This window comes from endosymbiont of Galathealinum brachiosum, from assembly GCA_003349885.1.
Taxonomy (GTDB): domain Bacteria; phylum Pseudomonadota; class Gammaproteobacteria; order SZUA-229; family SZUA-229; genus SZUA-229.
The window spans coordinates 299,319-324,679 of sequence record QFXC01000011.1 but is presented as its reverse complement, the minus strand read 5'-3'; the positions used below and the strand labels follow the sequence as shown (position 1 = coordinate 324,679).

General features: G+C 39.3%; 24 protein-coding genes. 12 read left to right on the top strand and 12 right to left on the bottom strand.

All coding sequences use genetic code 11. The features are described 5' to 3' along the window. Positions 1-72 precede the first annotated feature (72 nt). Positions 73-1,041 carry an octaprenyl diphosphate synthase gene (locus DIZ80_09825; GenBank protein RDH82573.1) on the top strand — a complete coding sequence of 323 codons (969 nt, stop codon included), beginning with the start codon at positions 73-75 and terminating at the stop codon, positions 1,039-1,041. An 11-nt stretch (positions 1,042-1,052) separates the two neighbouring features. Here DIZ80_09825 and DIZ80_09820 read toward each other — a convergent pair whose 3' ends face one another. After that, positions 1,053-1,610: an AMMECR1 domain-containing protein gene (locus DIZ80_09820; GenBank protein ID RDH83145.1), complete on the bottom strand. Its 558-nt coding sequence runs from the start codon at positions 1,608-1,610 to the stop codon at positions 1,053-1,055. Continuing rightward, the gene (gene amrB, locus DIZ80_09815) at positions 1,606-2,406 is read right to left on the bottom strand and encodes an AmmeMemoRadiSam system protein B (GenBank protein ID RDH82572.1); all 801 of its coding nucleotides are present in this window, start codon (positions 2,404-2,406) and stop codon (positions 1,606-1,608) included. The genes DIZ80_09820 and amrB overlap by 5 nt, the downstream gene beginning before the upstream one ends. A 55-nt stretch (positions 2,407-2,461) precedes the next feature. Between amrB and amrS the strand changes: the two genes are divergently transcribed. The 8 genes from amrS (at position 2,462) to DIZ80_09775 (ending at position 12,238) form a co-directional block, all read left to right on the top strand. Continuing rightward, positions 2,462-3,556 carry an AmmeMemoRadiSam system radical SAM enzyme gene (gene amrS, locus DIZ80_09810; GenBank protein ID RDH82571.1) on the top strand — a complete coding sequence of 365 codons (1,095 nt, stop codon included), beginning with the start codon at positions 2,462-2,464 and terminating at the stop codon, positions 3,554-3,556. A gap of 133 nt (positions 3,557-3,689) precedes the next feature. Next, a complete protein-coding gene (locus DIZ80_09805; protein RDH82570.1) occupies positions 3,690-4,304 on the top strand; it encodes a guanylate kinase in 615 nt (204 codons plus the stop codon). A gap of 12 nt (positions 4,305-4,316) precedes the next feature. Beyond that, positions 4,317-4,577 carry a DNA-directed RNA polymerase subunit omega gene (locus tag DIZ80_09800; GenBank protein RDH82569.1) on the top strand — a complete coding sequence of 87 codons (261 nt, stop codon included), beginning with the start codon at positions 4,317-4,319 and terminating at the stop codon, positions 4,575-4,577. Between the two features lie 24 nt (positions 4,578-4,601). After that, positions 4,602-6,782, top strand: a complete 2,181-nt coding sequence (locus DIZ80_09795; GenBank protein ID RDH82568.1) for a guanosine-3',5'-bis(diphosphate) 3'-diphosphatase — start codon at positions 4,602-4,604, stop codon at positions 6,780-6,782. A gap of 19 nt (positions 6,783-6,801) precedes the next feature. Continuing rightward, a complete protein-coding gene (locus tag DIZ80_09790) occupies positions 6,802-7,182 on the top strand; it encodes a reactive intermediate/imine deaminase (GenBank protein RDH82567.1) in 381 nt (126 codons plus the stop codon). A 120-nt stretch (positions 7,183-7,302) separates the two neighbouring features. Then, positions 7,303-9,420 carry an ATP-dependent DNA helicase RecG gene (locus DIZ80_09785; GenBank protein ID RDH82566.1) on the top strand — a complete coding sequence of 706 codons (2,118 nt, stop codon included), beginning with the start codon at positions 7,303-7,305 and terminating at the stop codon, positions 9,418-9,420. 274 nt (positions 9,421-9,694) lie between these two features. Beyond that, positions 9,695-11,572 carry a hypothetical protein gene (locus DIZ80_09780; GenBank protein ID RDH82565.1) on the top strand — a complete coding sequence of 626 codons (1,878 nt, stop codon included), beginning with the start codon at positions 9,695-9,697 and terminating at the stop codon, positions 11,570-11,572. 123 nt (positions 11,573-11,695) lie between these two features. Continuing rightward, positions 11,696-12,238, top strand: coding sequence for a chorismate lyase (locus DIZ80_09775; protein RDH82564.1), 543 nt, complete (start codon positions 11,696-11,698; stop codon positions 12,236-12,238). A 43-nt stretch (positions 12,239-12,281) separates the two neighbouring features. On the opposite strand, the gene DIZ80_09770 is transcribed toward DIZ80_09775, so the two are convergent. From DIZ80_09770 to DIZ80_09745, 6 genes are all read right to left on the bottom strand, one after another. Then, positions 12,282-12,917, bottom strand: coding sequence for a DNA-binding response regulator (locus DIZ80_09770; protein ID RDH82563.1), 636 nt, complete (start codon positions 12,915-12,917; stop codon positions 12,282-12,284). Between the two features lies 1 nt (position 12,918). Next, positions 12,919-13,842 (bottom strand): hypothetical protein, encoded by a 924-nt coding sequence (locus tag DIZ80_09765; GenBank protein ID RDH82562.1) that lies wholly within the window; start codon positions 13,840-13,842, stop codon positions 12,919-12,921. A gap of 58 nt (positions 13,843-13,900) precedes the next feature. After that, entirely contained in the window at positions 13,901-14,296 is a 396-nt protein-coding gene (locus DIZ80_09760) for an SCP-2 sterol transfer family protein (GenBank protein RDH82561.1), read from the bottom strand. Between the two features lie 95 nt (positions 14,297-14,391). Beyond that, positions 14,392-15,009 (bottom strand): SPOR domain-containing protein, encoded by a 618-nt coding sequence (locus tag DIZ80_09755; protein RDH82560.1) that lies wholly within the window; start codon positions 15,007-15,009, stop codon positions 14,392-14,394. Further along, on the bottom strand, positions 15,009-16,775 hold the full coding sequence (locus DIZ80_09750) for an arginine--tRNA ligase (protein RDH82559.1): 1,767 nt from the start codon (positions 16,773-16,775) through the stop codon (positions 15,009-15,011). The genes DIZ80_09755 and DIZ80_09750 overlap by 1 nt, the downstream gene beginning before the upstream one ends. A 108-nt stretch (positions 16,776-16,883) precedes the next feature. Then, entirely contained in the window at positions 16,884-17,759 is an 876-nt protein-coding gene (locus DIZ80_09745; protein RDH82558.1) for a hypothetical protein, read from the bottom strand. 63 nt (positions 17,760-17,822) lie between these two features. Here DIZ80_09745 and DIZ80_09740 point away from each other — a divergent pair, with 63 nt between their 5' ends. Continuing rightward, positions 17,823-18,212 carry a globin gene (locus DIZ80_09740; protein ID RDH82557.1) on the top strand — a complete coding sequence of 130 codons (390 nt, stop codon included), beginning with the start codon at positions 17,823-17,825 and terminating at the stop codon, positions 18,210-18,212. Between the two features lie 724 nt (positions 18,213-18,936). After that, positions 18,937-21,156 (top strand): primosomal protein N', encoded by a 2,220-nt coding sequence (locus tag DIZ80_09735; GenBank protein RDH82556.1) that lies wholly within the window; start codon positions 18,937-18,939, stop codon positions 21,154-21,156. A 136-nt stretch (positions 21,157-21,292) separates the two neighbouring features. On the opposite strand, the gene DIZ80_09730 is transcribed toward DIZ80_09735, so the two are convergent. Beyond that, positions 21,293-21,541, bottom strand: a complete 249-nt coding sequence (locus tag DIZ80_09730; protein ID RDH82555.1) for an RND transporter — start codon at positions 21,539-21,541, stop codon at positions 21,293-21,295. After that, positions 21,522-21,890: a hypothetical protein gene (locus tag DIZ80_09725; protein ID RDH82554.1), complete on the bottom strand. Its 369-nt coding sequence runs from the start codon at positions 21,888-21,890 to the stop codon at positions 21,522-21,524. Before DIZ80_09725 ends, DIZ80_09730 begins: the two co-directional genes overlap by 20 nt. A 377-nt stretch (positions 21,891-22,267) precedes the next feature. Between DIZ80_09725 and DIZ80_09720 the strand changes: the two genes are divergently transcribed. Beyond that, positions 22,268-23,287 carry a class 1 fructose-bisphosphatase gene (locus DIZ80_09720; protein ID RDH82553.1) on the top strand — a complete coding sequence of 340 codons (1,020 nt, stop codon included), beginning with the start codon at positions 22,268-22,270 and terminating at the stop codon, positions 23,285-23,287. Between the two features lie 133 nt (positions 23,288-23,420). On the opposite strand, the gene DIZ80_09715 is transcribed toward DIZ80_09720, so the two are convergent. Then, positions 23,421-24,302 (bottom strand): hypothetical protein, encoded by an 882-nt coding sequence (locus DIZ80_09715; GenBank protein RDH82552.1) that lies wholly within the window; start codon positions 24,300-24,302, stop codon positions 23,421-23,423. 18 nt (positions 24,303-24,320) lie between these two features. Beyond that, positions 24,321-25,268 (bottom strand): hypothetical protein, encoded by a 948-nt coding sequence (locus DIZ80_09710; GenBank protein ID RDH82551.1) that lies wholly within the window; start codon positions 25,266-25,268, stop codon positions 24,321-24,323. Positions 25,269-25,361 lie beyond the last annotated feature (93 nt).

Below are 25,361 nucleotides of genomic sequence, written 5' to 3'. Positions count from 1 at the left end.
GTTGCTTGAGACTTGAGGTGTGATACACCATAATTCGCCCCATTATTATATACAACAAGTACCAGTAGAAACATGCAAGTAGACCATATAAAAGCCCTGGTGGCAGATGACATGCAGGCGGTAGATGAGGTGATTCAAAAACGTCTTTCATCAGAAGTCGTTCTGGTAAATCAACTAAGCCATTATATAGTTAATTCAGGTGGTAAGCGTTTGCGCCCCATTTTAAGCCTGATGGCATCCCGCGCTTATGGTTATGAAGGTTCGCATCATCATAATCTTGCGGCAATTATCGAGTTTATTCATACCGCTACTCTGTTACACGATGATGTGGTTGATGAGTCTGAGCTGCGCCGCGGCAAAGAAACCGCTAATGCGTTATTTGGAAATGCGGCCAGTGTGCTGGTAGGTGATTTTCTCTATTCCCGTGCGTTTGAAATGATGGTGGATGTGGATGATATGAAGGTCATGAAAATACTGGCTGAAACCACTAATGTCATTGCTGAAGGAGAAGTCATGCAGTTAATGAACTGCCATGATGCGGATACCACAGAGCAGCGTTATCTGGATGTTATTCATGCAAAGACGGCTAAATTGTTTGAGGCAGCGACGCGTCTGGGTGCTGTATTATGTGGCCGTACTGAAGCAGAAGAAAATGCGATGGCTTCATATGGTATGCATTTAGGTACGGCATTTCAGTTAATTGATGATGTGCTGGATTACAGCTCTTCCAGTGAAGAAATGGGTAAAAATGTAGGGGATGATCTGGCGGAAGGCAAGCCAACTCTACCATTGATTTTTGCCATGCGAAATGGCACAAAAGAACAGTCTGATGTAGTAAGAAAAGCCATTGAAGATGGTGGGCTGGATTATCTTGAACCTGTTATGCAGGCTATAAAAGAAACGGGTGCGATAGAGTACACAGAAAAAACAGCTAAAAATGAAGCGGATTTAGCAATACAGCAACTGGATCACCTGCCTGAATCTGATTACAAAAAAGCCCTGCAGGACCTGGCCAGATATTCAGTGGATAGATCTTATTAAAACCGTCTGATTTATTTTAAGTTAATCGTGCGGTATCTTGAAATGCTTAAATTTTCAGGCCAGTCACTCATATTTAAACCGGCTTTTATTTTTAAATGATTTAAAAATTCCTCAGTTGAGGGTAACTGCTCCCACACTGAGGGTAAAAAAGTAGCTTTGTGTGGCCCTGCTTGCAAAATTATCCCATCTATCCCCGGTTGTAATTGCTTTAATAAATCGGCTTCAGATACAAAACGAACAGGTTCTGCTGCGGTTAATATTGAAATAGAAATTTCCAGTTCTGGTATTTCATCTGCGCTTACACTGGGGAATCGGGGGTCCTGAAAAGCAGCAGCGTACGCATGTTCAGAAATATCAGTAATCAATGGCTGATAAGCTTCCAGAGTACCGATGCAGCCACGTAAGTTTTTATTTAAATGCAGTGTTACAAAACTCGCGCCATGAGTCTGTAATAGAGCACTGAACTGATTCAAATCAACAGGTAAAAAACGCTGTTGTTCTAAGCCATAAATAATGGAATCTTTTGCTGTCTTTAATAAACAGTTTTGATCTTCACTGGTTAAATTAATAAACGACATATGACCCATAACCTACGACGCGATCTTTGTTTCCAGATGTGTCGCCCGAGTTTCTCAAATCGAGACAGTTAACTTTTAAATGATGCTGTTTTGCCAGGGTCAGCAGTCCATTTAGCGGGTTGCGTCCACAGGCATCATCATAATGTATATTTTCGGCCTGTAATTTTTCAATATTGTTTGAAGTTAACAGGTCCTGTTCTTTAGCTATATCGTAAGCGTTAAAGTGACTAAGATCTGTGCTGATAATGAATAAAGTTTCGTTATCTCCCCAGAATAACTCAAGCAATTTAGCTACGTCATTACGGTTGCAGTCGCCGACTACTAAAGGTGTTAACTCAAAATCATTTAATACGGTTTGTAAAAAAGGCAAGTGCACTTCAAGAGAATGCTCTTCTTTGTGGGCGAGTTTATTATGTTGTACAAAATCTAACTGTTCTGCTTTTTTACAGAATGTGGAATTAACTTTTATGAGTCCAAGTGGTGTTTCAAAATAATCTGCATCAGGTGTAGCAATGCCGCTAAATGCAACTCGATGAGCAGGGCCAAGTAAAATAACCTGTTTGATTTTATTGCTAATAGAAGTGAGTAATTTGTAAGCACTTGCTGCAACCGACCCGGAATATTGATACCCCGCATGAGGTGCAATAATTGCCTTTGGTATAATATTGGTAGGGTTGTCTGCCTGATCTAGAAATTGCTGTATGTCGGATGATAGCTGTTGTGGGTCACCGGCATAAAACATGCCAGCTACTGCTGCGGGTCGTGTGCGTGAGCTAGTGTTTGTCATGGCGATAACTATCTAATTATCCTGTTATAGTTATAACATATAGAAGGGTATTGTGATGCATGATTCCGAAAAATATATTGTTTCTACACGTTACTGGCACAAGCTTAATGATGGTCGTGTGCAGTGTGATTTGTGTCCCCGTTTCTGTAAATTAAAAGAAGGGCAGAGAGGTTTGTGCTTTGTTCGTGCGAATCAGCATAACCAGATAGTGCTTACCTCTTATGGTCTCTCCAGTGGTTTTTGTATTGACCCGATAGAAAAGAAGCCTCTGAATCATTTTCTGCCAGGTACACCCGTATTATCTTTTGGCACGGCAGGCTGTAACCTGACCTGTAAATATTGTCAGAACTGGGATATGAGTAAGTCACGCGAAATGGCGCAACTTGCTTCAAAAGCGGGCCCGGTCACGATTGCTGAGCAAGCAAAGTCTAATAACTGTAGAAGTGTGGCGTTTACGTATAATGATCCGGTTATATTTCATGAGTATGCCATTGATGTTGCGCAGGCATGTCATGAAGAGGGGCTGAAATCTGTGGCTGTCTCGGCCGGATATATCTGTGAAAAACCCAGAATTGAGTTTTTTGACTTTATGGATGCAGCTAATATTGATTTGAAAGCGTTTACGGAAAAGTTCTATCACAAGTTGACAGGAGGGCATTTACAGCCTGTTCTGGAAACTCTGCAATACCTCAGGCATGAAACGGATGTCTGGTTCGAGATTACGACTTTACTAATACCTGGTCAGAATGATTCAGATGCCGAATTACATGAAATGTGTGAATGGCTGATGGAAAACATCGGTCCGGATGTGCCTCTGCATTTTAGCGCGTTTCACCCTGACTGGAAGATGCGGGATATTGAACAAACGCCCGCTGCAACTTTAACTCGAGCTCGTAATATAGCGATGAAAACTGGCTTACGTTATGTCTATACGGGAAATGTGCATGATACGTCCGGCAGTAGTAGTTATTGTCATCAATGTGGGCATCTGCTAATTGAGCGTGACTGGTATGAGTTAGGTCGGTGGGAGCTGGATGCCAATGGTTGCTGCGAGTCCTGTAAGACCCCCTTGCCGGGTGTGTTTGAAGCAACTGCTGGTAACTGGGGAGCGCGTAGATTACCCATATTTGTCAGTGATAAATTGGCCTAAATAGGTTATTCTTACGTTTAATAAGATTAGTCGTACTATCGCGGGTTAAAGTTACGCGCTTACATTTGTATATCAGTAGGTGTGTGGCTTTAACTCGCGATGGGTTAAGAAAAAGTTATTTCCGAGGAAGCTCTTGAGCAAAGGCACACTTTACATAATCTCAGCACCTTCTGGTGCGGGTAAAACCAGTATGGTTAAAGGCTTAACTGCTGATGATACAGATATAGTCGTTTCTACATCTCATACCACGCGGGACATGCGAGAAGGTGAAAAAGAGGGTGTTGATTATCACTTTGTAAATCAGCAGGAATTTCTGAGTATGGTCGATAGCAGTGCTTTTCTTGAGCACGCCAAAGTTTTTGATAATTACTATGGCACATCACAGAAACATGTAGAGCAGCAACTGCTTCAGGGTCATGATGTAATTCTGGAAATAGACTGGCAGGGTGCACGACAGGTGCGCAAACAGTTTCAGGATTCATTGTCGATTTTTATTTTGCCGCCATCTTCTGAAGCATTGAAAGAGCGCCTGCAGAATCGTGGGCAGGATGATGAAGAAATAATTAATCGTCGCATGAGAGATGCGGTGAATGAAATGTCACATTATGCCGAGTTTGATTACATTATCGTTAATGATGATTTTGATTATGCATTACAGGAACTCGGCAGTATATTTAAAGCAAACCGGTTACGTCAGCTTCAGCAGGAACGTAAACTGGAAAATTTATTAATCGAATTATTGAAATAGAGGATTAGAAGAATGGCACGTTTAACAGTAGAAGATTGTTTACCAAATGTAGATAATCGTTTTCATCTTGTATTGGTTGCTTCAAAACGCGCACGCCAAATTGCAATGGGTGCTGATGCGTTAGTTGAAATAGACAATGACAAACCAACTGTACTTGCATTACGTGAAATTTCTGAGGGTCTGGTTGGTCCGGAGATTTTAGATGAAAAAACGGAAGAGCTTAATATGATGCCAGCTGCAATTTCCGCAGAAGAAATTAGCAAGGAAATGTAACCCGGTTTTTCAGGGAAATTTAATATGGCAATAAGTCCTGATCAAACTGAGATTGATGTAAAGGATTTATATGGAGATCCGTCTCGTTTTTTGATATCTGATCTGTGTCGTATAGTTGAAGACTATATGAATACCGATCAGGTGAGGGACGTATACCAGGCATATTTGTTTGGTGCGCAAGCACACGAGGGTCAGTTTCGCCAAACTGGTGAACCCTATATTTATCACCCCATTTCAGTTGCACGTATTCTGGCTGAAATGCATATGGACTCAAAAAGCATCTGTGCAGCCATACTGCATGATGTAATTGAAGATACACCCGCCACAAAAGATGAAGTCGCTGATAAATTTGGTGATGATGTCGCAGAGCTTGTTGACGGCGTTAGCAAACTTACCGAATTTAAATTCAAAAATAAAAAAGAACAACAGGCTATTAATATACAGAAAGTATTAATGGCTATGGCTCGAGATATTCGCGTTATTTTAATCAAGCTTGCCGATCGTTTGCACAATATGCGAACGTTGGGTGTGATGCGTCCGGAAAAACGCCGCCGTATTGCACAGGAGACGCTGGATATTTATGTGCCACTGGCGAGACGCCTGGGCATAAATACGCTGAGGCTTGAGCTTGAAGATCTGGGCTTTCGTGCAATGCATCCTATGCGTTATAAGGTGCTTGAGCACGCAATGCTTCAGGAAGCTGGTAATAGAAAAGAAATTATTCATAAAATTCATAACGGCCTGACTTTACGTTTAGATGAACTGAGTATTGAAGCAGAAGTTAATTCGCGAAGAAAACACCCGTTTAGTCTGTATAAAAAAATGCGAGAGAAAAATCTTTCGTATCGAAATATATTCGATGTATATGGTATGCGAGTAGTTGTTGATACGGTTGATGATTGTTATCGAGTGTTAGGTGCTGTACATAATTTATTTAAACCGATACCCGGCAAATTTAAAGATTATATAGCTATTCCTAAAGAAAATGGTTACCAGTCATTACATACTGTTTTATTTGGTCCTCATGCTATACCGATAGAAATACAGATTAGAACAAGTGAAATGGATAATTTTGCAGAAACAGGTATTGCTGCACACTGGCTGTATAAAGAGGATTCGGGTAATGAAATTGATGTGGGTGGGCGTACCCGGGAATGGTTAACAGGCATACTCGAAATGCAGCAGGCTGCGGGTGACTCTGTTGAGTTTTTAGAAAATGTTAAAGTTGATCTGTTTCCAGACGAGCTTTATGTTTATACGCCAAATGGCGACATTGTAAAACTACCTAAAAATTCTACACCTATAGATTTTGCCTACTCTGTTCATACAGACGTGGGCCATACTTGTGTGGCAAGCAAAGTCGATCATCGTTTTGCGCCATTAGATACACCTTTGTACAGTGGTCAGACAATTGAAGTTATAACATCGGATGGTGCGCACCCAAATCCTGGTTGGTTAGATTTTGTAGTGACCGCAAAAGCCAGAAGTAACATACTCAATTATTTAAAAAATATTCGATCAGAAGATGCAGTAGCTCAGGGTCGTCGTTTATTGTCACGAATGTTGCTGGAAAAGAACATAACGCTTGAAGAAATGACAGCGGATAGTTATCAGTTTTTACTGGATGAATATGGCTTCTCATCATTGAATCAGTTACTTGAAGATATAGGTATGGGTAACCGTCCCGCGGGTCTGGTTGCGCGTCGTTTATTTACAGAAGAAGTTGACGAAACAAATCAAAAACAAGATGAGGCATCCGGTCGATCGCCTTTGGCTATTCAAGGTACAGAGGGGATGGTGGTCTCTTACGCTAAATGCTGTCGCCCGATACCTGGAGATCAGATTGTTGGTAAGTTAAGTAAAGGGCGTGGTCTTGTTATCCATCAGGTTAGTTGCAAAAACATTGTTAATGAACGTTTGCAAAGTGAAAACATGATTGATGTGACGTGGGCAATTGACCCAAGTGGAGAATATTCCTGTCAGTTGAATTTACATGTGCAAAATGAACGAGGTGTTCTGGCAAGATTGGCAACTATTATATCTGATGAATCTGCAAATATAGAACATGTTGAAGTAGAGGATAAAGATGGGATATCAACTAATATCTCATTCCTTATTTCAGTGAATAACCGGAATCATCTGGCTAAAATTTTACGTCGTCTTAGACGTGTGAGTTCAGTTATGCGTATTGTGCGTGTACAGTAATTATTGAGAATAGATAAATATGAAAAAAGAAATTATTTCTACTGATAAAGCGCCCCAGGCTATTGGTACTTATTCGCAGGCTGTAAAAGTTAATAATACGGTTTATATATCAGGTCAGATTCCTCTTATTCCAGAGACCATGGAAGTGCTTGATGGTTCGGTTGAGGAGCAGATACATTTAGTATTTAAAAACTTACAGGCGATCATAACGACTGCAGGCGGCACCTTTGATAATGTTGTGAAACTAAATATTTTTCTGACAGATCTAAGTAATTTTCCAACTGTTAATCAGGTCATGGCTCAATACTTTACCGAACCATATCCAGCACGTGCAGCGATAGGTGTTAATGAGTTACCGAAAGCTGTTGCTGTGGAAATGGATGCTATTTTGGAATTATAAAAAGGCGAAAAAAATAAACTAAGATGTCATAGAGCAGAATTGATGAGCTACATGATTCGTGGCACATCAATTATAAGTTAAAACTAAAAATATAAGTTCGACAACAGGCATTGCTCAGAATTGGAAAAAAAACTCTCTCACTCAAGTGACTTAACACAGCTTAAGGGCGTTGGCCCAAAAGTACAGGAACGATTAAGTAAACTTGGATTAAATAATATTCAGGATATTTTATTTCATCTGCCATATAGATATGAAGACCGGACTAGAGTCGTACCTGTCGGTGTCTTACGTCATGGGCAATCAGCATTAATTGAAGTGACTGTTGATTACACAAAGATTGCCTTTACACGTAAAGGTAAAAGCAGGCGGATGTTACTGTTACATGTAACAGACGGTACTGGAAGTTTGTTGTTACGTTTTTTTTATTTTAATAAACAGCAGCAGGAAACTTTAAAAGAAGGAATAAAGCTTCGTTGTTTTGGTGATGTTCGTTATGGTTCTTCATCTCTTGAAATTGTTCATCCAGAATATTTTCAGATAAATGAAAATACAGCCCCGCCTGTCGATGATTCATTGACACCTGTTTATCATACTGCAGATGGCGTTAGTCAAATATTATTGAGACGATTAACCGGACAGTGTCTTGAGCTGTTAAATAATGATTCACTTCTACCTGACTATCTTAATTTTCCTGTGTCAGGAGTAAATGAAAATTATTCACTTGTTAGTGCTTTGCGATATGTTCACAGGCCGCCTTCAGGTGCTAATGTTAATCAGTTGTTTGAAGTTAGTCATGAATCGCAGTTAAGGTTAATTTTTGAAGAGTTATTAGCGCAGCATTTAAGTTTGAAAATGATGCGTGAAAAAAATAGAAGGCACTCAGCCGCTCATCTTAGTAGTGATAATCATTTTCTATATCAGTTTTTAAAATCATTGCCTTTTGATCTAACTATGGCGCAACAAAAAGTAAACCAGGATATTCTACAGGATCTTGAGTCTGGAGTGCCAATGATGCGTCTTGTTCAGGGTGATGTAGGTTCGGGAAAGACAGTTGTTGCAGCACTTGCGTGTTTAAAAGCAATAGAGTCTGGATCACAGGCAGCAATTATGGCTCCAACAGAAATTCTGGCTGAGCAACATTATAAAAATTTTACGGCCTGGTTTAAACCATTAGGTATCGAAGTAGCATGGCTATCTGGTCAGATAAAAGGTAAAAAAAGAGATCGAGTGCTACGTCAGATATCTGATGGTGGTGCTCAGGTTATTGTCGGTACACATGCATTATTTCAAAGTGATGTTAAATATAAAAATCTGGCATTAGCTGTGACAGATGAGCAGCATCGTTTTGGTGTTCAGCAACGTATGGCTTTGGCTAAAAAAGCACATAACGAAGAAAATTCCAGTAATAACGAACTTGCACATCAGTTAATAATGACTGCAACACCTATTCCTCGAAGCCTGGCCATGACGGCTTATGCCGATCTTGATTATTCTGTTATTGATGAGTTACCACCTGGAAGAAAACCCATCACAACAGTTGTAATACAGCAGGAGCGACGCGAAGAAATACTAGATAGAATATACAAGGCGTGTGCGGAAGGTAAGCAGGCATACTGGGTATGCACTCTGGTTGAAGAATCGGAATCACTACAATGTCAGGCAGCTCAGGATACGGCTGAAAAATTACAGGAAGTTTTTCCTGATATAAAAGTCGGTTTAATTCATGGGCGATTAAAGTCCGATGAAAAAGCCAGTTTAATGCAAAGTTTTCAACAGGGCGATATAAAGCTATTAGTAGCAACAACGGTTATTGAAGTTGGTGTTGATGTGCCTAATGCAAGTTTAATGATAATTGAAAATGCAGAACGATTAGGTTTATCACAGTTGCATCAGTTAAGAGGAAGAGTAGGTAGAGGTGAGGAGGCCAGTCATTGTGTATTGATGTTTAAAAGTCCGCTTAGTGAACATGCGAAAGAAAGGCTGGCTATAATGCGTAAAACGAATAGTGGATTTGAAATTGCGAGAAAAGATTTACAGCTGAGAGGGCCAGGTGAAGTATTAGGTACGCGCCAGACAGGTCTGGTTCAGTTTAAAATAGCTGATATTGTACGAGATGAGTATATGTTAGATGATGTAAAGAGAGTGGCTACAAATTTGATAGATAGCTCACCCGAAAGCATTAAACCTCTTATTGATAGGTGGGTGGGTATAGCTCAGCAATATGTGAATGTGGGGTAGGTGTTAGTTGTTGTTATCCTGTTTTGACTCATGTCATCGGTGACGGAATAAGGAGCAGAGCACCAAAAAACGGTGATTCTCCCTGAGGAGTACGTTTAATAACAAGGAGTGTTTTTTATGCGGATTAAATTGAAAGACTGTTTGCTTATGGGATGTCATGATCTAGCCAATAGTTTTGTGTATGAAAATCACCCGCCTAGCTAGCAATTGTCCCTTTACTCGTCTATTTTCAGTAGATGCATGATAATTATTATATCAATTACAGGTGTACCAGATGCTGGGGATGATCGACGAAAAAGAGTTGCTCGATAACAGCAAAAATCACGATAAAATCTGGCGTGAACAAATTCGTCTCGTAGAAGATAATGCTGTACTGAGTAATATTGTCAGTCTGGTTGTTGCAATATTATTAACGCTGGTTTTATGGCGTAATGAATTCCATAGCTTATTGGTCTCCTGGATCTCTTATATGACTTTGATAACGTTTATCAGAGTCATTATGGGGTATATGCGGAAAAATGGTGATTCAAGTAAACTTGCACATGATGTTTTTGGACGTTGGTATTTAATTGCAATTTTGTCAACGGCTTTTGGCTGGGGTATGGCTGGATATTTACTGTACCCGGTAGATCCATCTCAGCAACTGGTTCTTGGGTTTGTGCTTGCAGGGATAGCTTCAGGTGGTGTTTCGGTTATGGCACCTATATTAAAATTATATTTTCTTTACCTTTTTCTGGTTATTTTTCCAATTACTATACGGCTAACATTGATGGGTGATGAATTCACAATACTAGCTCTGACGACAATTTTTTATATGATTGTTTTAGGAAGTATTGGTTCGAGAATTAATAAAGGTATTTTAAAGTCTCTGGAATTAAGGTTTCACAATGAATCTCTGATTCGATTTATGAGTCAGGCGCGTAATGAATCAGAAGATTTAAACGAAGAGTTATCAACAGAAATTGAACAGAGAAAACGTGCTGAAAAAGAATTACATAAAGCTAAGGAAATAGCTGAAGCAGCGAGTAAAACTAAAAGCGAATTTCTCGCAAATATGAGCCATGAAATACGTACACCAATGAATGGTATATTAGGTACTTTGCAGTTACTTCAAGGTTCAGAACTAAATTCTAGTCAGAAGGAATATGTTGGCATAGCGTATAGTTCAGGTGAGGCGTTGTTGTCTCTTCTAAATGATATTCTTGATTTTTCAAAAATTGAAGCGGGTAAGCTCAAACTTGAGATGATACCTTTTAACCTGCAGAGCTTAAGCAGAGATTTAACCTTCTTACTTAAGCAGAAAGCAGATGAACGAGATGTTGTACTGGAAACTGATTTTGATTCTCAAATTCCAGAAGTTATTAAGGGTGATTCGGTTCGTATCAGGCAAATACTTGCAAATCTGATGACGAATGCAATTAAATTTACTGAAAAGGGAAAGGTGACAGTAAAAGCAAAAGTACTTGAGAAAACAGAAAAAACAGTTCGAATTCGACTTGAGGTTAACGATACCGGTATTGGAATAGCAGAAGAGTCTCAACGTAAGTTATTTAATTCATTTACACAGGCCGATGGGTCAACCACACGTAAATACGGTGGTACAGGTTTGGGCTTAGCGATTGTAAGGCAGCTGGTTACAATGATGCGAGGTCGTTTAGGCGTTGAGAGTGAGGAAGGAAAAGGCTCCTGCTTCTGGATTGAGATAACATTTGAAATACCCTCACTCAATATAGAGCTGGAAAAAGCTCAGGAGTCAGTAGCACATGTTGCTGAGGAACTTGAGGGTAAAGTTCTACTGGTAGAAGACAATCCAGTGAATCAGATTGTCGCGAAAAAAATGTTAGAGAAAGTGGGTCTGAACTTTGAAGTGATGAATAATGGTGAAGAAGCAATAACTCGATTGAAGTTAAAACATGATTTTGATGTGGTTTTAATGGATTGTCAGATGCCTGTAATGGATGGGTATGAAGCAACTCAGGCTTTGAGGTTGTTTGAAGAGGAAAGCGGAATTAAGCATTTACCGGTTATTGCCATGACAGCAAATGCAATGGAAGGTGATAAGGATAAGTGTCTCTCCGCAGGGATGGATGATTATATTTCAAAACCGGTTAATCAACAGGCACTTAAAGAAATGCTGGCAAAATGGTTATAGAAATGCTCTGTAAATTGATTCCTGTCTTATCATTCTCTAAATAAGGGTGCTGATAGTCATTTGATGTTATTATCGAGCTGATAGTTAATTTTTTACTTTAATAAATAGATAAATAGAAATTCAATGTCAGGCCATCACACACGATTACGCTGGTGCAATCAAAAAAGCTGTTTTTCAACAGAGCTTAATGCTGAAATTAAATCATGGTTGTTTGATTCGGGGTCTCTAACGGCTAGATTGTTAAAACACTGTAGTGGAACATTTTCAGTAAAAGTATTATCGGTTAAAAGAGCTACGCCTACACCGGATGAAATAAAGGCTCTAAAGTTAAAAGTAAGAAGCCAGGCCATAATTCGCCAGGTGTTATTATTATGTGATGGTCAGCCTGTTGTTTATGCAAGAACAATTATTCCAGTATCCAGCCTGCGAGGTTCGTTGCGTGGAATTGTTTTATTGGGGAACAGGTCGTTGGGTGCTGTTTTATTTTCAGATAAAAATATGCAGCGTAAACCAATGGAGATTACGTCACTTAAAGTGACTCATAAGTTTCATGCCTGGACAGGGTGTAGTAGTAAAGAGGCTATCTGGGGAAGGCGTTCCATTTTTATATTAAAAAATCAGGAATTACTGGTAAGTGAGTTTTTTCTACCTGAATTACTAAATTAATGAATTGCCACAGAGATGTAGTGTCTCTGTGGCAATGTGTTCATTATGGCTTTACCAGGCCAAGTCGTAGCGCTTCCAGTGTAGCTTGAGCACGGTTGGAAACATTTAGTTTGCCATAAATGCTTTTAAGATGGCTAGCTACAGTATTCGATGTTATTCCAAGAATTTCAGCGGCTTCATTTCGGCTTAAGCCTTTAGCAATTGCACCTAGAATTTCTTTTTCTCTATTTGACAGATCAGGTTTGTCTGATGGTTGTATATCGCTATGAAAATGATTAATCATTTTTCGAGCAATGGCTGGTGAGATAGGTGGCTCGCCTTTAATTATGCCCTGAAGGTTCTGTATGAATTCATCTGTAGTTTGTTCTTTTAACAGGTAACCCTGTGCGCCTGCTTCCAGAGCGGGGAATAAATAATTGTCATCATCAAATATTGTCGCCACTACACAATACGTGTCGGGTGATTTCTGGCTGATTTCACTGATAATTTCTACCCCGTTTCCATCGGGTAAATTTAAATCAATTAAAGCGAGATCAAGCTGGTTATCGTTAATGATTTTTCTAGCCTGTGCCAGACTAGAGGCCTCAAATAACTCAACTTCAACGAATGCCTGTTGAATTATGCTGGTTAGCCATTCACGTGTTTCAGGATGATCTTCTAAAATGAGTACATTTTGCATATTATTGTCCAGTTGTATCAGAGATTACAAAATTAATTCGTACACAACTGCCTTTGTTTTCACCGGTTTCCCGGTCATTCAGGTTAAACCAGCTGGCGCTTCCGTTCAGTTCCTGGGCTCTTGTTTTTATATTATTTAAACCTTTACCGGGTATGCAGTTTTTTACATCAAACCCATGTCCGTTGTCACTTGCTTCGACAGTGAGTTGCAATTGCTGGAGATTGATAATGATTTCCATAAACTCCGCATCAGCATGTCTAATAACATTAGTCGTTACTTCATGTAGCATCCTGTTTAAATTTATATGCTGCCTGGGTGTGAAGCTTAAACCTTGTAGGTTGTCACTCTGGTGCCATATTAACTGCATACCGATCGAATTTAAGCGATCCTGTATTTCGGAGCGTACATCAGTTATAGCATCTAGTATCGACGCTGTTGATTTATTGTCAAGGGTATAGATAGAATTTCTGAGTGATTTGAGAATACTGCGTGACAGCGCAATAGTTTGCTCGTCTTTAACTGTATGAATAAGCGTAAGCATACGAGCAGCTACATCATCATGGAGATCCCGTGCAATGCGTAACCTTTCTTCGGTGGCGCCTTTTTCTACGGCTTCTTCTATGGTTATAAACTGTTTAGTTAACTTCAGAAGTGAGTTCGCAAGTTCAATATCGCTGGTGTTAAATAATGTTGCTGAGTCTATGGTGTTTAGCGTGTAACCATGTTTAAGCAGTATTGAAGGGACTTCAAGAATATTGTGCTGATCATTAATTTGACATTTTTCTATAGCGTGTTTTGAATGTGAAAGCGTGCAGTCAGAAAAAAAGCGTTGCAGTATTGATTTCCAGCGGTTATCGATGGAGGTGCCGCTACTGGAAAATTCTTCAATTAAAAAAGGTAGATTTTTTTCCAGACTCTTATGCACAGAGGGTAACCTGTTAATTATGTAACTCTAATATTATTAGAGTTATTTCTGTTTTTATTTAAATGCGACCCATTGCAGAAAAGCTTTTAATAAAAGGCGATGCCATGGTCGGGTTTTTAATCATTGATTTATAATCACCCTCAACAAATTTTAGTTTGCCAGTGGTGTAAGCAAGCCCTAGCCCCGTAGAACCTACTTCTCGATTAATCCATTCTTTCCAGTGGCCCTCTTTTGCTCGCAAATCCCAGTTTAACTGTTGATCGATGTAATGTCCGGCTTCAATGACGTAACCATCCTCTACAACGATACATGCTCTGGGTTTGTCTTCATCAGGAAAACCATAACCAATTATAGAGGTAAAGCATACTTCTTTAAGGGTTTTCGCTAAATAAGGATCTTTATTCCATTCTTCTTTATATTTCTTCATCCACGCATTATCAAACAACTTCAACATCTACAACTCCGTAAAATCTACAACATAGCTGAAAAGTGATCCAGCATTCCTGTTTTTATTATATTCTTAACCAGTCTGAGCAGGTTTTGAGTATCCTATTTTAGCTCCATCGTCATCGCATGTATATTATTTTGTTTTAAAGTGCTCAGTGTTTCACGTAATAGATTGGGGTTGCTAAATGGACCGATACGTACTCTGTGCCATTTGTCACTGTTAATGTTGACGCTTTGAATTGAGGACATAACACCGAGTAACGCAAGGCTCGCTTTAAGTCGCTCCGCATCCTGTTTGCTTTTGAATGATCCCGCCTGAAGTAAATATTTTTTTCCTGCGGATGTTTCAATATTTTGTTGTTGTTTATTAGATGAGTTGTTTTTTATGTTGTCAACTTCGGGCTCAGGAACAAATACTTCTAGCTCTGATAAAATAGTATAAAATTCAAAGCGTGGTTTTTTATTCTCAGTTTCACCTTTATTGTTTGTGCTTAAATCTTTCTGTTGTGTTTTTACTTCCAGTTTCTGTTGTTCGCGAGCTTTATTTAACTCCTGTTTTACGGCTTCTGTAAAACTAACTTCTTCAGCAGGTTGCTTATCAAGATACATTAGAAATGAAGCGAATAAACCAATAACTAAACCGGCCAGCATCCATATATAACCGGGCACAGATTTTTTATCTGACATATGACGTCCTTTTAAATCACGAGATGCAGGCATTACATATTTTCCGGTGCACTAACACCTAATAATTTAAGGCCATTATGCAAAACGTGACGTGTTGCATTAATCAAAGATAAGCGCGCATTGCGGACATTAGTGTCCTCAACAATGAACTTATAATTTTGCACGTTATAAGATGAGTGCAGTTCGTTAGCCAGTGCACGTAAATAATGTGCAAGCAAATGAGGCTCTTCATTTAATGCTGCTTTTTCTACAATTTCAGGATATTTTGCCAATGAAGTGACGAGTGAAGTTTCATGCTCTTCAGTTAAAAGATTCAGGCTCTCGCTTCCTGCTTTAGTATCATGAGTTAACTGTTTTTCTTTCACCTGACGGAAAACGCTACAGATACGTGCGTGAGCATATTGTATGTAATATACCGGATTGTCACTACTTTGTGATTTTGCAAGATCCAGATCAAAATCCATATGCTGTTCGCATTTGCGCAGTACATAAAAGAAACGAGCGGCATCGTTACCAACTTCAGCTCGTAATTCGCGTAGGGTAACAAAAGAGCCGGAGCGAGTTGACATAGGAACTCTCTCTCCACCACGATAAAGTATGGCAAACTGAACTAATAATACATCCAGTTTTTCTACATCATTTCCCAGGGCCTGTAATGCTGCTTTTACACGTGGAATATAACCGTGGTGATCTGCACCCCAGATATCAATCACTCGATCAAAGCCTCGGTCCAGTTTATCCATATGATAAGCAATGTCAGAAGCGAAGTAAGTACTTTGTCCATTGTCGCGTACGACTACTCTGTCTTTTTCATCGCCAAATTTAGTTGATTTAAACCACAGAGCTCCATTTTTTTCATAAACATAATTAGCGGCCTGTAAGCGTTCAACGGCCTGTTTAATTAAACCTTTCCCTGCCAGACTGCGTTCGGAAAACCATTCATCAAATTCAACGCCAAAGCCTTTAAGATCATCTCGTATGTCATCAAGAATAAGATTTAATCCCAGATCAAATACCTGACGGTACGATTCATCACCCAGTAATGTTTTTGCGCGACTAATAAGAGCGTCAATATGAATTTCTTTGTCGCCGCCATCGGGTTCATCAGCTGGAATGTCTTCGTATACTGCTGTCGCCGGGTGCATTAAATTTTTGTCATGTTGAGCAAAAAGCTGCTCTGCAATATCTTTTACATATTCGCCTTTGTAAGCATTACTCGGGAATGTAATGTCTACTCCGCACTGTTCAAGGTAGCGGAGCCACACACTGGTTCCCAGTATGTCCATCTGACGTCCGGCATCATTAACGTAATATTCACTGTGTACATTAAAACCGACAGCTGAAAGAAGCGTCGCAACGGTTGCGCCATAAGCGGCGCCACGACCATGACCTACATGAAGAGGCCCTGTTGGGTTAGCCGAGACAAATTCAATCTGAACTTTACGTCCAGCACCAATGTTACTCAGGCCAAAAGTTTCTGCCTGCGTATTGATAGTGTCGATAATGCTTAGCGTATTGCTTTGTTTCACAAAGAAATTTATAAAACCGGGCCCTGCTATTTCAACTTTATCAAGATCGTCATGTGCCGGCATTGAGTCAATTAATAACTGAGCCAGTTCACGAGGGTTTTTAGCAGCAGGTTTAGCCAGCGTCATTGCCAGGTTACAGGCAAAGTCTCCGTGCGCACGGTCTTTGGTGCGAGTAAGCTGGATTTCAGGTGATGTTTCAGATGGAATCACACCACTGGTTTTCAGACTGCTTAGTGCCTGAGTTAGTAGGGTCTGGATAGTATTTTTCAATTTGCTGGCCGGTAAAAAATCAGAGGGCGAATTTTACATGTAGATAGAAAGGGATACCAGTTTACTGAGCCTGAAAAGCATTTATTTTGTTATAGAAGTACAGCGTTTTTATATTTCAGCTAATACACGTTCTGTCATTGATACCGCCTGTCCAAGGTAACCGGTACCAAACAGATTAAGGTGATTAATGATGTGATACAGATTATAAAAAGTTTTACGCACGGCAAAACCATCATCCAGTGGCCAGGCTTCGTTGTAAGCATCATAGAAACGTCTGTCAAAACCACCAAATAGATGGGTCATGGCAATATCGGTTTCACGGTCACCATAGTAGAAAGCAGGGTCAAAAATTACCGGCGTACCATCTTCCAGAGCCGCCGCATTACCTCCCCATAGGTCACCATGTAACATGGAAGGTAGAGGGGTGTAATTTTCGAATAAGCAGTCAAAATCGCTTAATAATCGATCAGTGACAGGTGACAATGCCTTGCCGTAACCATTAGCTGCAGCCAGCTTTAACTGGGGTAGCAAACGTTGTTCTCGCCAGAACTTAACCCAGTTACTGTTCGGCCTGTTCTGTTGTGGCGTTGAGCCAATGGTGTTGTCTCTATCCCAGCCATATTGACTGGCACTAGTGCGATGCATAGCGGCTATCTGTTGGCCGCATAGAGTGGCATCAGGGCGACCTGTGAGAGATAAAAATTCAAGAACAAGATAGGCCTGTGAATCGGTTTGCCCAAAACACACTGGTTGTGGAATGCGAATGGTGCTCCGATTAGACAGCTCTAGTAATGATAAAGCTTCGGTTTCAAACATATCGCCATACTTAGCACTATTGAGTTTTACAAAGTAATGAGTGTTGCCATCACTGATGCGGTAAGTTTCATTGATACAGCCTCCTCCCGTAGCTGTTTGAGAGCTGATTTCAAATTTTTGTTGTGTATGCTGGCTAATTTGATCAGACAGGTGTTTCCACAAGTTCATGTGACTTACTCTTGTTCGGTGTTAGGCTGTAGCGTTTATTTTAGATAATTTACAGAAGTTTATATGTCAAATACACCCTCATATGAAGAAATTGAAAAGGTAGTGCATGCATTTTATGAAAAAGTGATACTGAGTCCTGAATTAGGCCATTTTTTCCAGCATATTGATGACTTTGCAGAGCATGAAAAACGTATTACCGGTTTTTGGTGGGTGAGTATGGGGGGCAGGCTGGATGATCCCCCTAAAATAGATATGATAGGTAAGCATTTTCCATTGGGGATAAAACAGCAGGATCTGGAAACCTGGCTGGCTCTATTTAGCGAAACACTGGGGCAAAATTTAGAAGAAAGTAAGGCTCTTTTCTGGATGGATAAAGTAATGGTAATTGCGGCAAGGTTGAAGCAGATTGTTATAGATAATCAGGCAATGGGTTTACAGATACAGGATAATTGATTTGTTTTTCAAGGAAATTTCAATGTGCCTGTTTATTTAAAAAGGCAAATTCAGGGACAGTAAAAGCAAGTACGTCATTAAATGAATAAACCAGGCCTTATGTGTGTTATACACATAAGGGATTTATCCCAGTATCTATCTGGTTGTTTTTTAACCAGGCAGGATCTTTTTTTTATAACATATTGATTTTTATATGTTTAATATGCTGGTTAAAATGTGAGCAAACTGTCAAACAGGGTATAAAACAGGAGAATTTAAGCCTGTATTCAACTGTTATCAACAGTCTTATCCACAGGTTTAGTGGATAAAAGTTTAATTCTATATAATTCAATGAGTTATATTCGATACGTTAAAGTGTTACTTTAATTAAAGAGTGTAAGCGTGATGTATTACTGCTCAAATGTATTAAATTTGAGAGTAAAATATCCATTCAAGGAAATACTTATACACATTGCCAATGACAGTTTAAGTTATAAAGTTAAAACTACTATATCTATAGTGTTTGAGCTGTATTGGTTCTCTAACCTACTGTATTATATGGGTTTTATGAGTGATTAAAAAATGATCAATTTAATAGAGGGCGCGCTGGAATGAGGAGTTTTTGTCTTAAAACATAAGTTCTCCACAGAGTTATCCACAGCTTCTGTGGAAAAAATAAAAAAAACTGACTCGAAATTAATTTTCAAGTCTCCAATTAATAAGGCTTCACTGGCACAATATACACATGTCTCATTCCATTATTGCTCGTATTGCCGTTCCTGTTCCTCTGTACAGCCTGTTTGATTATCTGGTTCCAGTTACATTTAGTCATCCTCCGGTGGCAGGGGCTCGAGTACGGGTTCAGTTCGGCCGGAAGCAGTTAATAGGCATGGTGGTTTCGCTGGAGAGTGAGTCAATGTTTCCGGTTTCAAAACTCAAACCTGTGTTAGATATAGTTGATGACCAGCCATTATTGCCAGCGGAAATAATTAAGTTACTCAAATGGGCTGCCAGTTATTACCATCACCCTTTGGGGGATGTGCTTTTTAGTGCACTGCCTAAACGCCTCAGGGAGGGTGCGGCTGCAGAACTAAAGTCTGAAAATCACTGGGTGTTAACGGAATCAGGTAACAAAGTAGATGTAAATGAGTTGAAACGAGCGCCTAAACAGGCTGCTTTATTGGCATATTTTAAAAATTCAGCAAAATCTGAAGTGATTTCCAGTCAGTTAAATGAAGACTGGGATAACTGGAGATCACCGTTACAGTCTCTGGTCGACAAATCACTAGTAGAAATAATTGAAAAAGTTCAAACAGCGATTGCACCGCTATCCAATGTAAGTAATGACAGGTTACCTGAAAAACCTGAATTAAATTCAGAGCAGGAGAATGCCGCCAGGGAAGTTATAGGTGTACTTAATTCTTATCAGACATTTTTATTGCAGGGTATTACGGGTAGTGGAAAAACAGAGGTGTATTTAGAAATTATTGAACATGCTCTGGCGCAAAATCTTCAGGTATTAGTGCTGGTACCTGAAATTAGTCTGACTCCTCAGTTAACTCAACGTTTTACAAAACGCCTTAATACGATTATTGCAAGTTTACATTCCGGTTTAAATGATACGCAAAGACACAGTGCATGGGTGCAGGCAAGTAAGGGCGTTGCACGGGTTGTGATTGGCACACGGTCTGCTTTATTTACACCGATGCCTGATTTAGGTTTAATTATATTAGATGAGGAGCATGACGCATCATTTAAGCAACAGGAAGGTTTTCGCTATCATGCTAGAGACCTGGCGTTGGTGCGGGCTAAGAATAAAAATATTCCTGTGCTTCTGGGGTCTGCGACTCCGTCATTTGAAAGTCTGGAAAATGTTTCTCGTGAGCAATATTCATTATTGAAATTAACTAAAAGAGGAGTGTTAAGTGCACGCCCTCCAAAAGTAAGTTTGCTGGATGTTTGCCGGCGACCAATGGATGACGGAATTTCGGATAAATTATTTAATAAAATAGAAGAGCATTTGAATAATGATGGTCAGATATTACTTTTTTTAAATCGTCGCGGTTATGCACCATTATTAATGTGTCATGAGTGTGGCTGGACTACGGCCTGTCAAAGATGTGATGCTAATATGACATTACATCATCATAACCAGCGTCTTCGTTGTCATCATTGTGGTTATGAAAAACCGGCACCAACAAAATGTCCGGAATGTGATCATGAAAGTTTGTATATTCCCGGTGCTGGTACAGAGCGCATAGAAGTTGCATTGACAGAAAAATTTCCATCCGTTGTGATTAGTCGTATAGACAGGGATACAACACGACGTAAAGGTGAGTTAGATAAAAAATTAAATCAGGCAAGAACAGGTGAGGCAAGAATACTTATTGGTACGCAGATGTTAGCAAAAGGGCATGACTTTCCGAATGTAACACTGGTAGGAATACTAAATGCGGACCAGGGATTATTTAGTGCCGATTTTCGTGGTACTGAGCACATGGCGCAATTAATAATCCAGGTCTCCGGACGTGCAGGAAGAGGAGATAAACCAGGTGAGGTAATTATTCAAACACATCATCCTGAACACCCTCTTTTACATACTCTTTTAGATAGTGGTTATACCGGTTTCGCAAAAACAGCATTAATAGAGCGCAAACAGGCCAGTTTTCCTCCCTTTAGTTATATGGTTCTTGTGCGATGTGAGTCAATGCAGAAAGAGCATGGTATTGAGTTTTTAAATGAGTGTAGGCAGGCCTTAAATTATGAAGAAATTGAGACGTTTGGACCTTTGCCTGCACCGATGGAAAGACGTGCCGGGCGATATCGTTGGCAACTTATTATATTGTCAAAAGAAAGAAAGAGTTTACATTCTGTTTTGCGTCAATGGGTGCCAGGAATTAATAAATTAAAAACAGTGAATAAAGTCAGGTGGTCGATTGATGTTGATCCACAGGATATGTTTTAACAGGATATGTTTTAATTTTAGGGTTTAGTTTGTATATAAACTAACTTGCAGTAACTCTAAAAGCCGGTATCAAAATAATCAAATTTAGATGAAGCGCTGTCTGAAAGTACACGAACTGACGAGGTTAAAAAACAGGCTAATCAGCCTTATTGATGGAATTAGATTCTTTATCACTAAACATAAAAAACAACTTCAAAACTAACAGGGCTAAAGGTGTACCATGCATAAAAAAATCAAAAATATCGATTGGTTTAGTTAAGTTACCATCAAGCAACATTTTTGATTTTTCCAGTAAATGTGGCTCCTGCATAAAGGGGGCTAAAGCAAGAAAAAGTGCAGCAATTGCCAGTGCGGGCATAGGTATACTATTGAGAAATTTTTTCATTATTGTTCTGTTTTAAATACTCTTTATCATCAATAAACGTAAACGTTTGATGACCAAACCGAATACGATCTTTGTGTTTTAGTTGTTTACAGCTAACTTTGTCCTTGTTAATAAAACTTCCATTTTTACTATTAAGATCCATCAGAAAATATATATCGTTACCGTGATGATCACGTTCGATAAAAATTTCTGCATGGTTTGAGCTAATAACAGTGTCATCTAGTTGTATCAGGTTGGTTGTTGAGCGACCGATACTGACATGATTTTCTTTTAAGAAATACTGTCGTGTTAACTGTCCATTCTCGCTTTGTATTATCCTTGCCATGCTGCTCCCGCTTACTTTTATCATTTAGTTTGTTACATATGCTGATGCCCAGATCAGTGGCTCGTATATTAGTATTTCATGAATTATCAGTCAATAATAATCATATCAGTACGTGTTGATGTTTGAATATAAGGCTGTGAACTTTTCAGCCAAACGGTATTAAAGGTGAAAGTATATTGATTAAATGCAGCTATAATGGGGTTCTGAGCGTATATTCATGCGTTTCACTGGTTCTGTATCGAAGTGTTATCAGAGGTATAAGATAAAATTACATATACATAAAATTAGAATATGTTAATATACGCCACCAAATTTTACTTGGCCAGTCTATTGCTCCCCCCGGGTGTACACCATAAGAGCGCTTTCTGGTCTGATTTACAAGACATCTATGGAGTCGAACTATGACCACTGGTATGAAATTAAAACAGTTTTTGTTACATGAAAAGCGCGCGGGTGTTGATCTGCCTTATGATCTTATTGAGCTGATCCACGAAGTTAGCATCACATGTAAAGAAATTGCAGCTACGGTTAGCCGTGGTGAGTTGTCAGGTGTGCTAGGTGTTGCTGGCTCAGAAAATGTACAGGGTGAAACTCAGAAAGAGCTGGATATCATTACAAATGACATTATGGCTGATCACCTGAGTGTGAGCGGCCTGGTTGCGGGCATGGGTTCTGAAGAAATTGATGATCCAATCGATGTTCCATCTAAAGAACGAGGTGAGTATTTATTGATGTTTGATCCTTTAGACGGTTCATCAAATATTGATGTAAACATTTCTGTTGGTACTATTTTCTCAGTTCTAAAAGCGCCATTAGGTTGTAAAGAAACACCCAAGTTAGATGATTACCTGCAAAAAGGTATTGAGCAAAAAGCAGCTGGATTTGTTGTTTATGGCCCGTCAACCGTTTTTGTTCTGACTACAGGTCAGGGTGTGCATATGTTTACACTAGATAGCACAATTGGTGAGTTTGTATTAACAACTGAAGGCGTATCTATTCCTGAAGAAACAACTGAGTATGCTATTAACATGGCAAATCGCCGTTTCTGGGAAGAGCCAATGAAGCAGTACATTGAGGACTGTCAATTAGGTGAAGATGGACCACTAGGCAAGCGTTACAACATGCGTTGGGTTGCATCAATGGTTGCTGAGGTTTATCGTATTTTGATTCGTGGTGGCATTTTCATGTACCCATATGATAATCGTGATCCATCGAAAGCTGGTAAATTACGTTTAATGTATGAAGCAAATCCAATGGGTTTCATTATTGAGCAGGCAGGCGGCATGGCATCAACAGGACACGGTCGTATAATGGAAGTTGATTCAACCGGTCTTCATCAGCGTGTGCCGGTTGTATTGGGTTCAGCTGCTGAAGTTAGAAAAGTTGAAGAATATCATTCAAAAGCTGAAAAAGTAGCTTAATGATTATTTGATTTCAGTTCCATAATTCTGAAATAAAAAAAGCCAGATTTCATATCTGGCTTTTTTTATGACGGTTAGTTTTGCTCGTAGGAGTCAGCTAAAGCTATTTCTTACAGACATATATACAAATTAATTACTGATAATAATAATCATATTTTTCAAGCAGGCCTTTCATGAAGGTCCAGGCGTCACTGTAAGTCAGGCCGCTATTTTTGGGTATTACAATTTTTATATACAAACTTTTAGGATGCTTTTTCTTTAAAATGGCGAGTTCTTTATGGAGCTGTTTTATAGTTAGGGTTTTATGGTTTTTCTGGCTGACTTCCTTAAATCGTATTCTGGTTTTGCCTTTATTTATCTGGTAACTAACGCTTACAACATATTTTCCCTTAGCACTTCTTGCAGGGCGAATTAGTTTTTCATATTTGATTTTTAAAGAACCGTAGTTATCTTCAAGAGAGGATAGCTGTTGTGTTTGTGCTACTTTTTCCTGTTGCAATATTACGATTAAATCCTGAGATGATTTAAGTTCATTGCGTGATTTTATCAGGTTGGTTTTGATGCTGGCGAGTTCATCGTCACGTTGTATTATGTTGTTATCAAGCAATGTAATTTTTTGTTCTTTATCAGCTAAATCAGTTTGCAATTGTTGTTTTTCAGAAAGTATTAAAACAATTTGCTGGTCACGATCGTTTACAGTGCTGGCCAGTCGAGTATTCTGTTCTGATGCGTCCATTAACTGCATGCGTAACATTGAGGTTTCATTTTCGGCGTGAGCCAGTTGTTCTTCCAGGGTTGCATTTTCCTGATTGGTAGAAAGAATAACTTCTGATGCATGTTGTTCAGCAATAATGCTATTACGTAACTGATCAATAAGCTCCCAGTTGCGAACCATTAATACGGTAGTGGTGAGCAGGAAAATCATGACTACCACAGTCATAATGTCAGTAAATGAAGGCCAGAAATTCTCACTGCCAAGTTCTGGGCTACGTAGGTCAATAAAGCCGTCGTTCATAATAGCAATACCTTTACATTATTCCGGTAAACGGAAACCCTGTTTTAACAGGTGTTTTATTTCATTGATATCAGAACTTAGTTTTGAATGAGATTGGGCGTAATTGCTGGTAATTGCATTAAGACTATTGCCTAACTCGGCATAATCAAGCTGGGTTTTTGCCATGCTATCAGCTGCAGAATGAAGCGCTTTAACCAGATTACCAACTTCATGTAACATTGAATCTGTTTGATAGGTGAATCTGGGTAAAATATATAAGTTAGTGGTTTGTTCTATGCCACTAAGTAACTGAGTTTGTACATCGGTAAGTTTAAGATACATGTAACCAAAAATAAGGTAACAGATTATAGCGGTAGTGGTGGTGGATAGTGCGGTAGACATGCCATGAATGACCATGCTCATACTGCCCATTCCATCAGCAGAATCGATGATGTTTGATGCGCCGAGCAATGCTATTGATAATGAAACAATCGTACCAAATACACCGGTTAGTATAAGTATGTTACTGATGAATTTAGGCAGGCTTAAGCGAGTGCTTTCGGATGCAAGTAATGTGGCTGCAAGCGCACTATGATTAACTGAAACATTTTGTTTACTAATTTCAATAACGGAAGAGTAACGTCGACTAATAAGTGATTTCGGACGAATATTTGATATTGGGCTGTTTTCATTTAACTCAACGTTTTTAATGAATTTCGCCAGTGCCGATTCTTCAATACTATAACGTAGTAAAATAATAACAATGCGAAACAGACCTAGTGCAAACAGGCCGACAATAATGCTATTTATAATGTAGCCTGTTTTTGTGGCCTGATTTTTTAAATATAAATCTATTAAGTAGTCACTATTGAATAGAATTATTGCGCAAAGGGTTATAAGAATGAAAATAAGTTGCAGCAGCACAGTGCGGCTGTAGTTTGCTTTGAATTGAATCATATATTGGCCTGTCATTTGGTGGGCGGCCATTGGCCAGTCCTGTGTCACGATTTGATTGTACTATTTTTTGATCAAAAACTGTAGATATGGTTTTTTTCCCATGATAAGGAGGGCCGTTGTTTG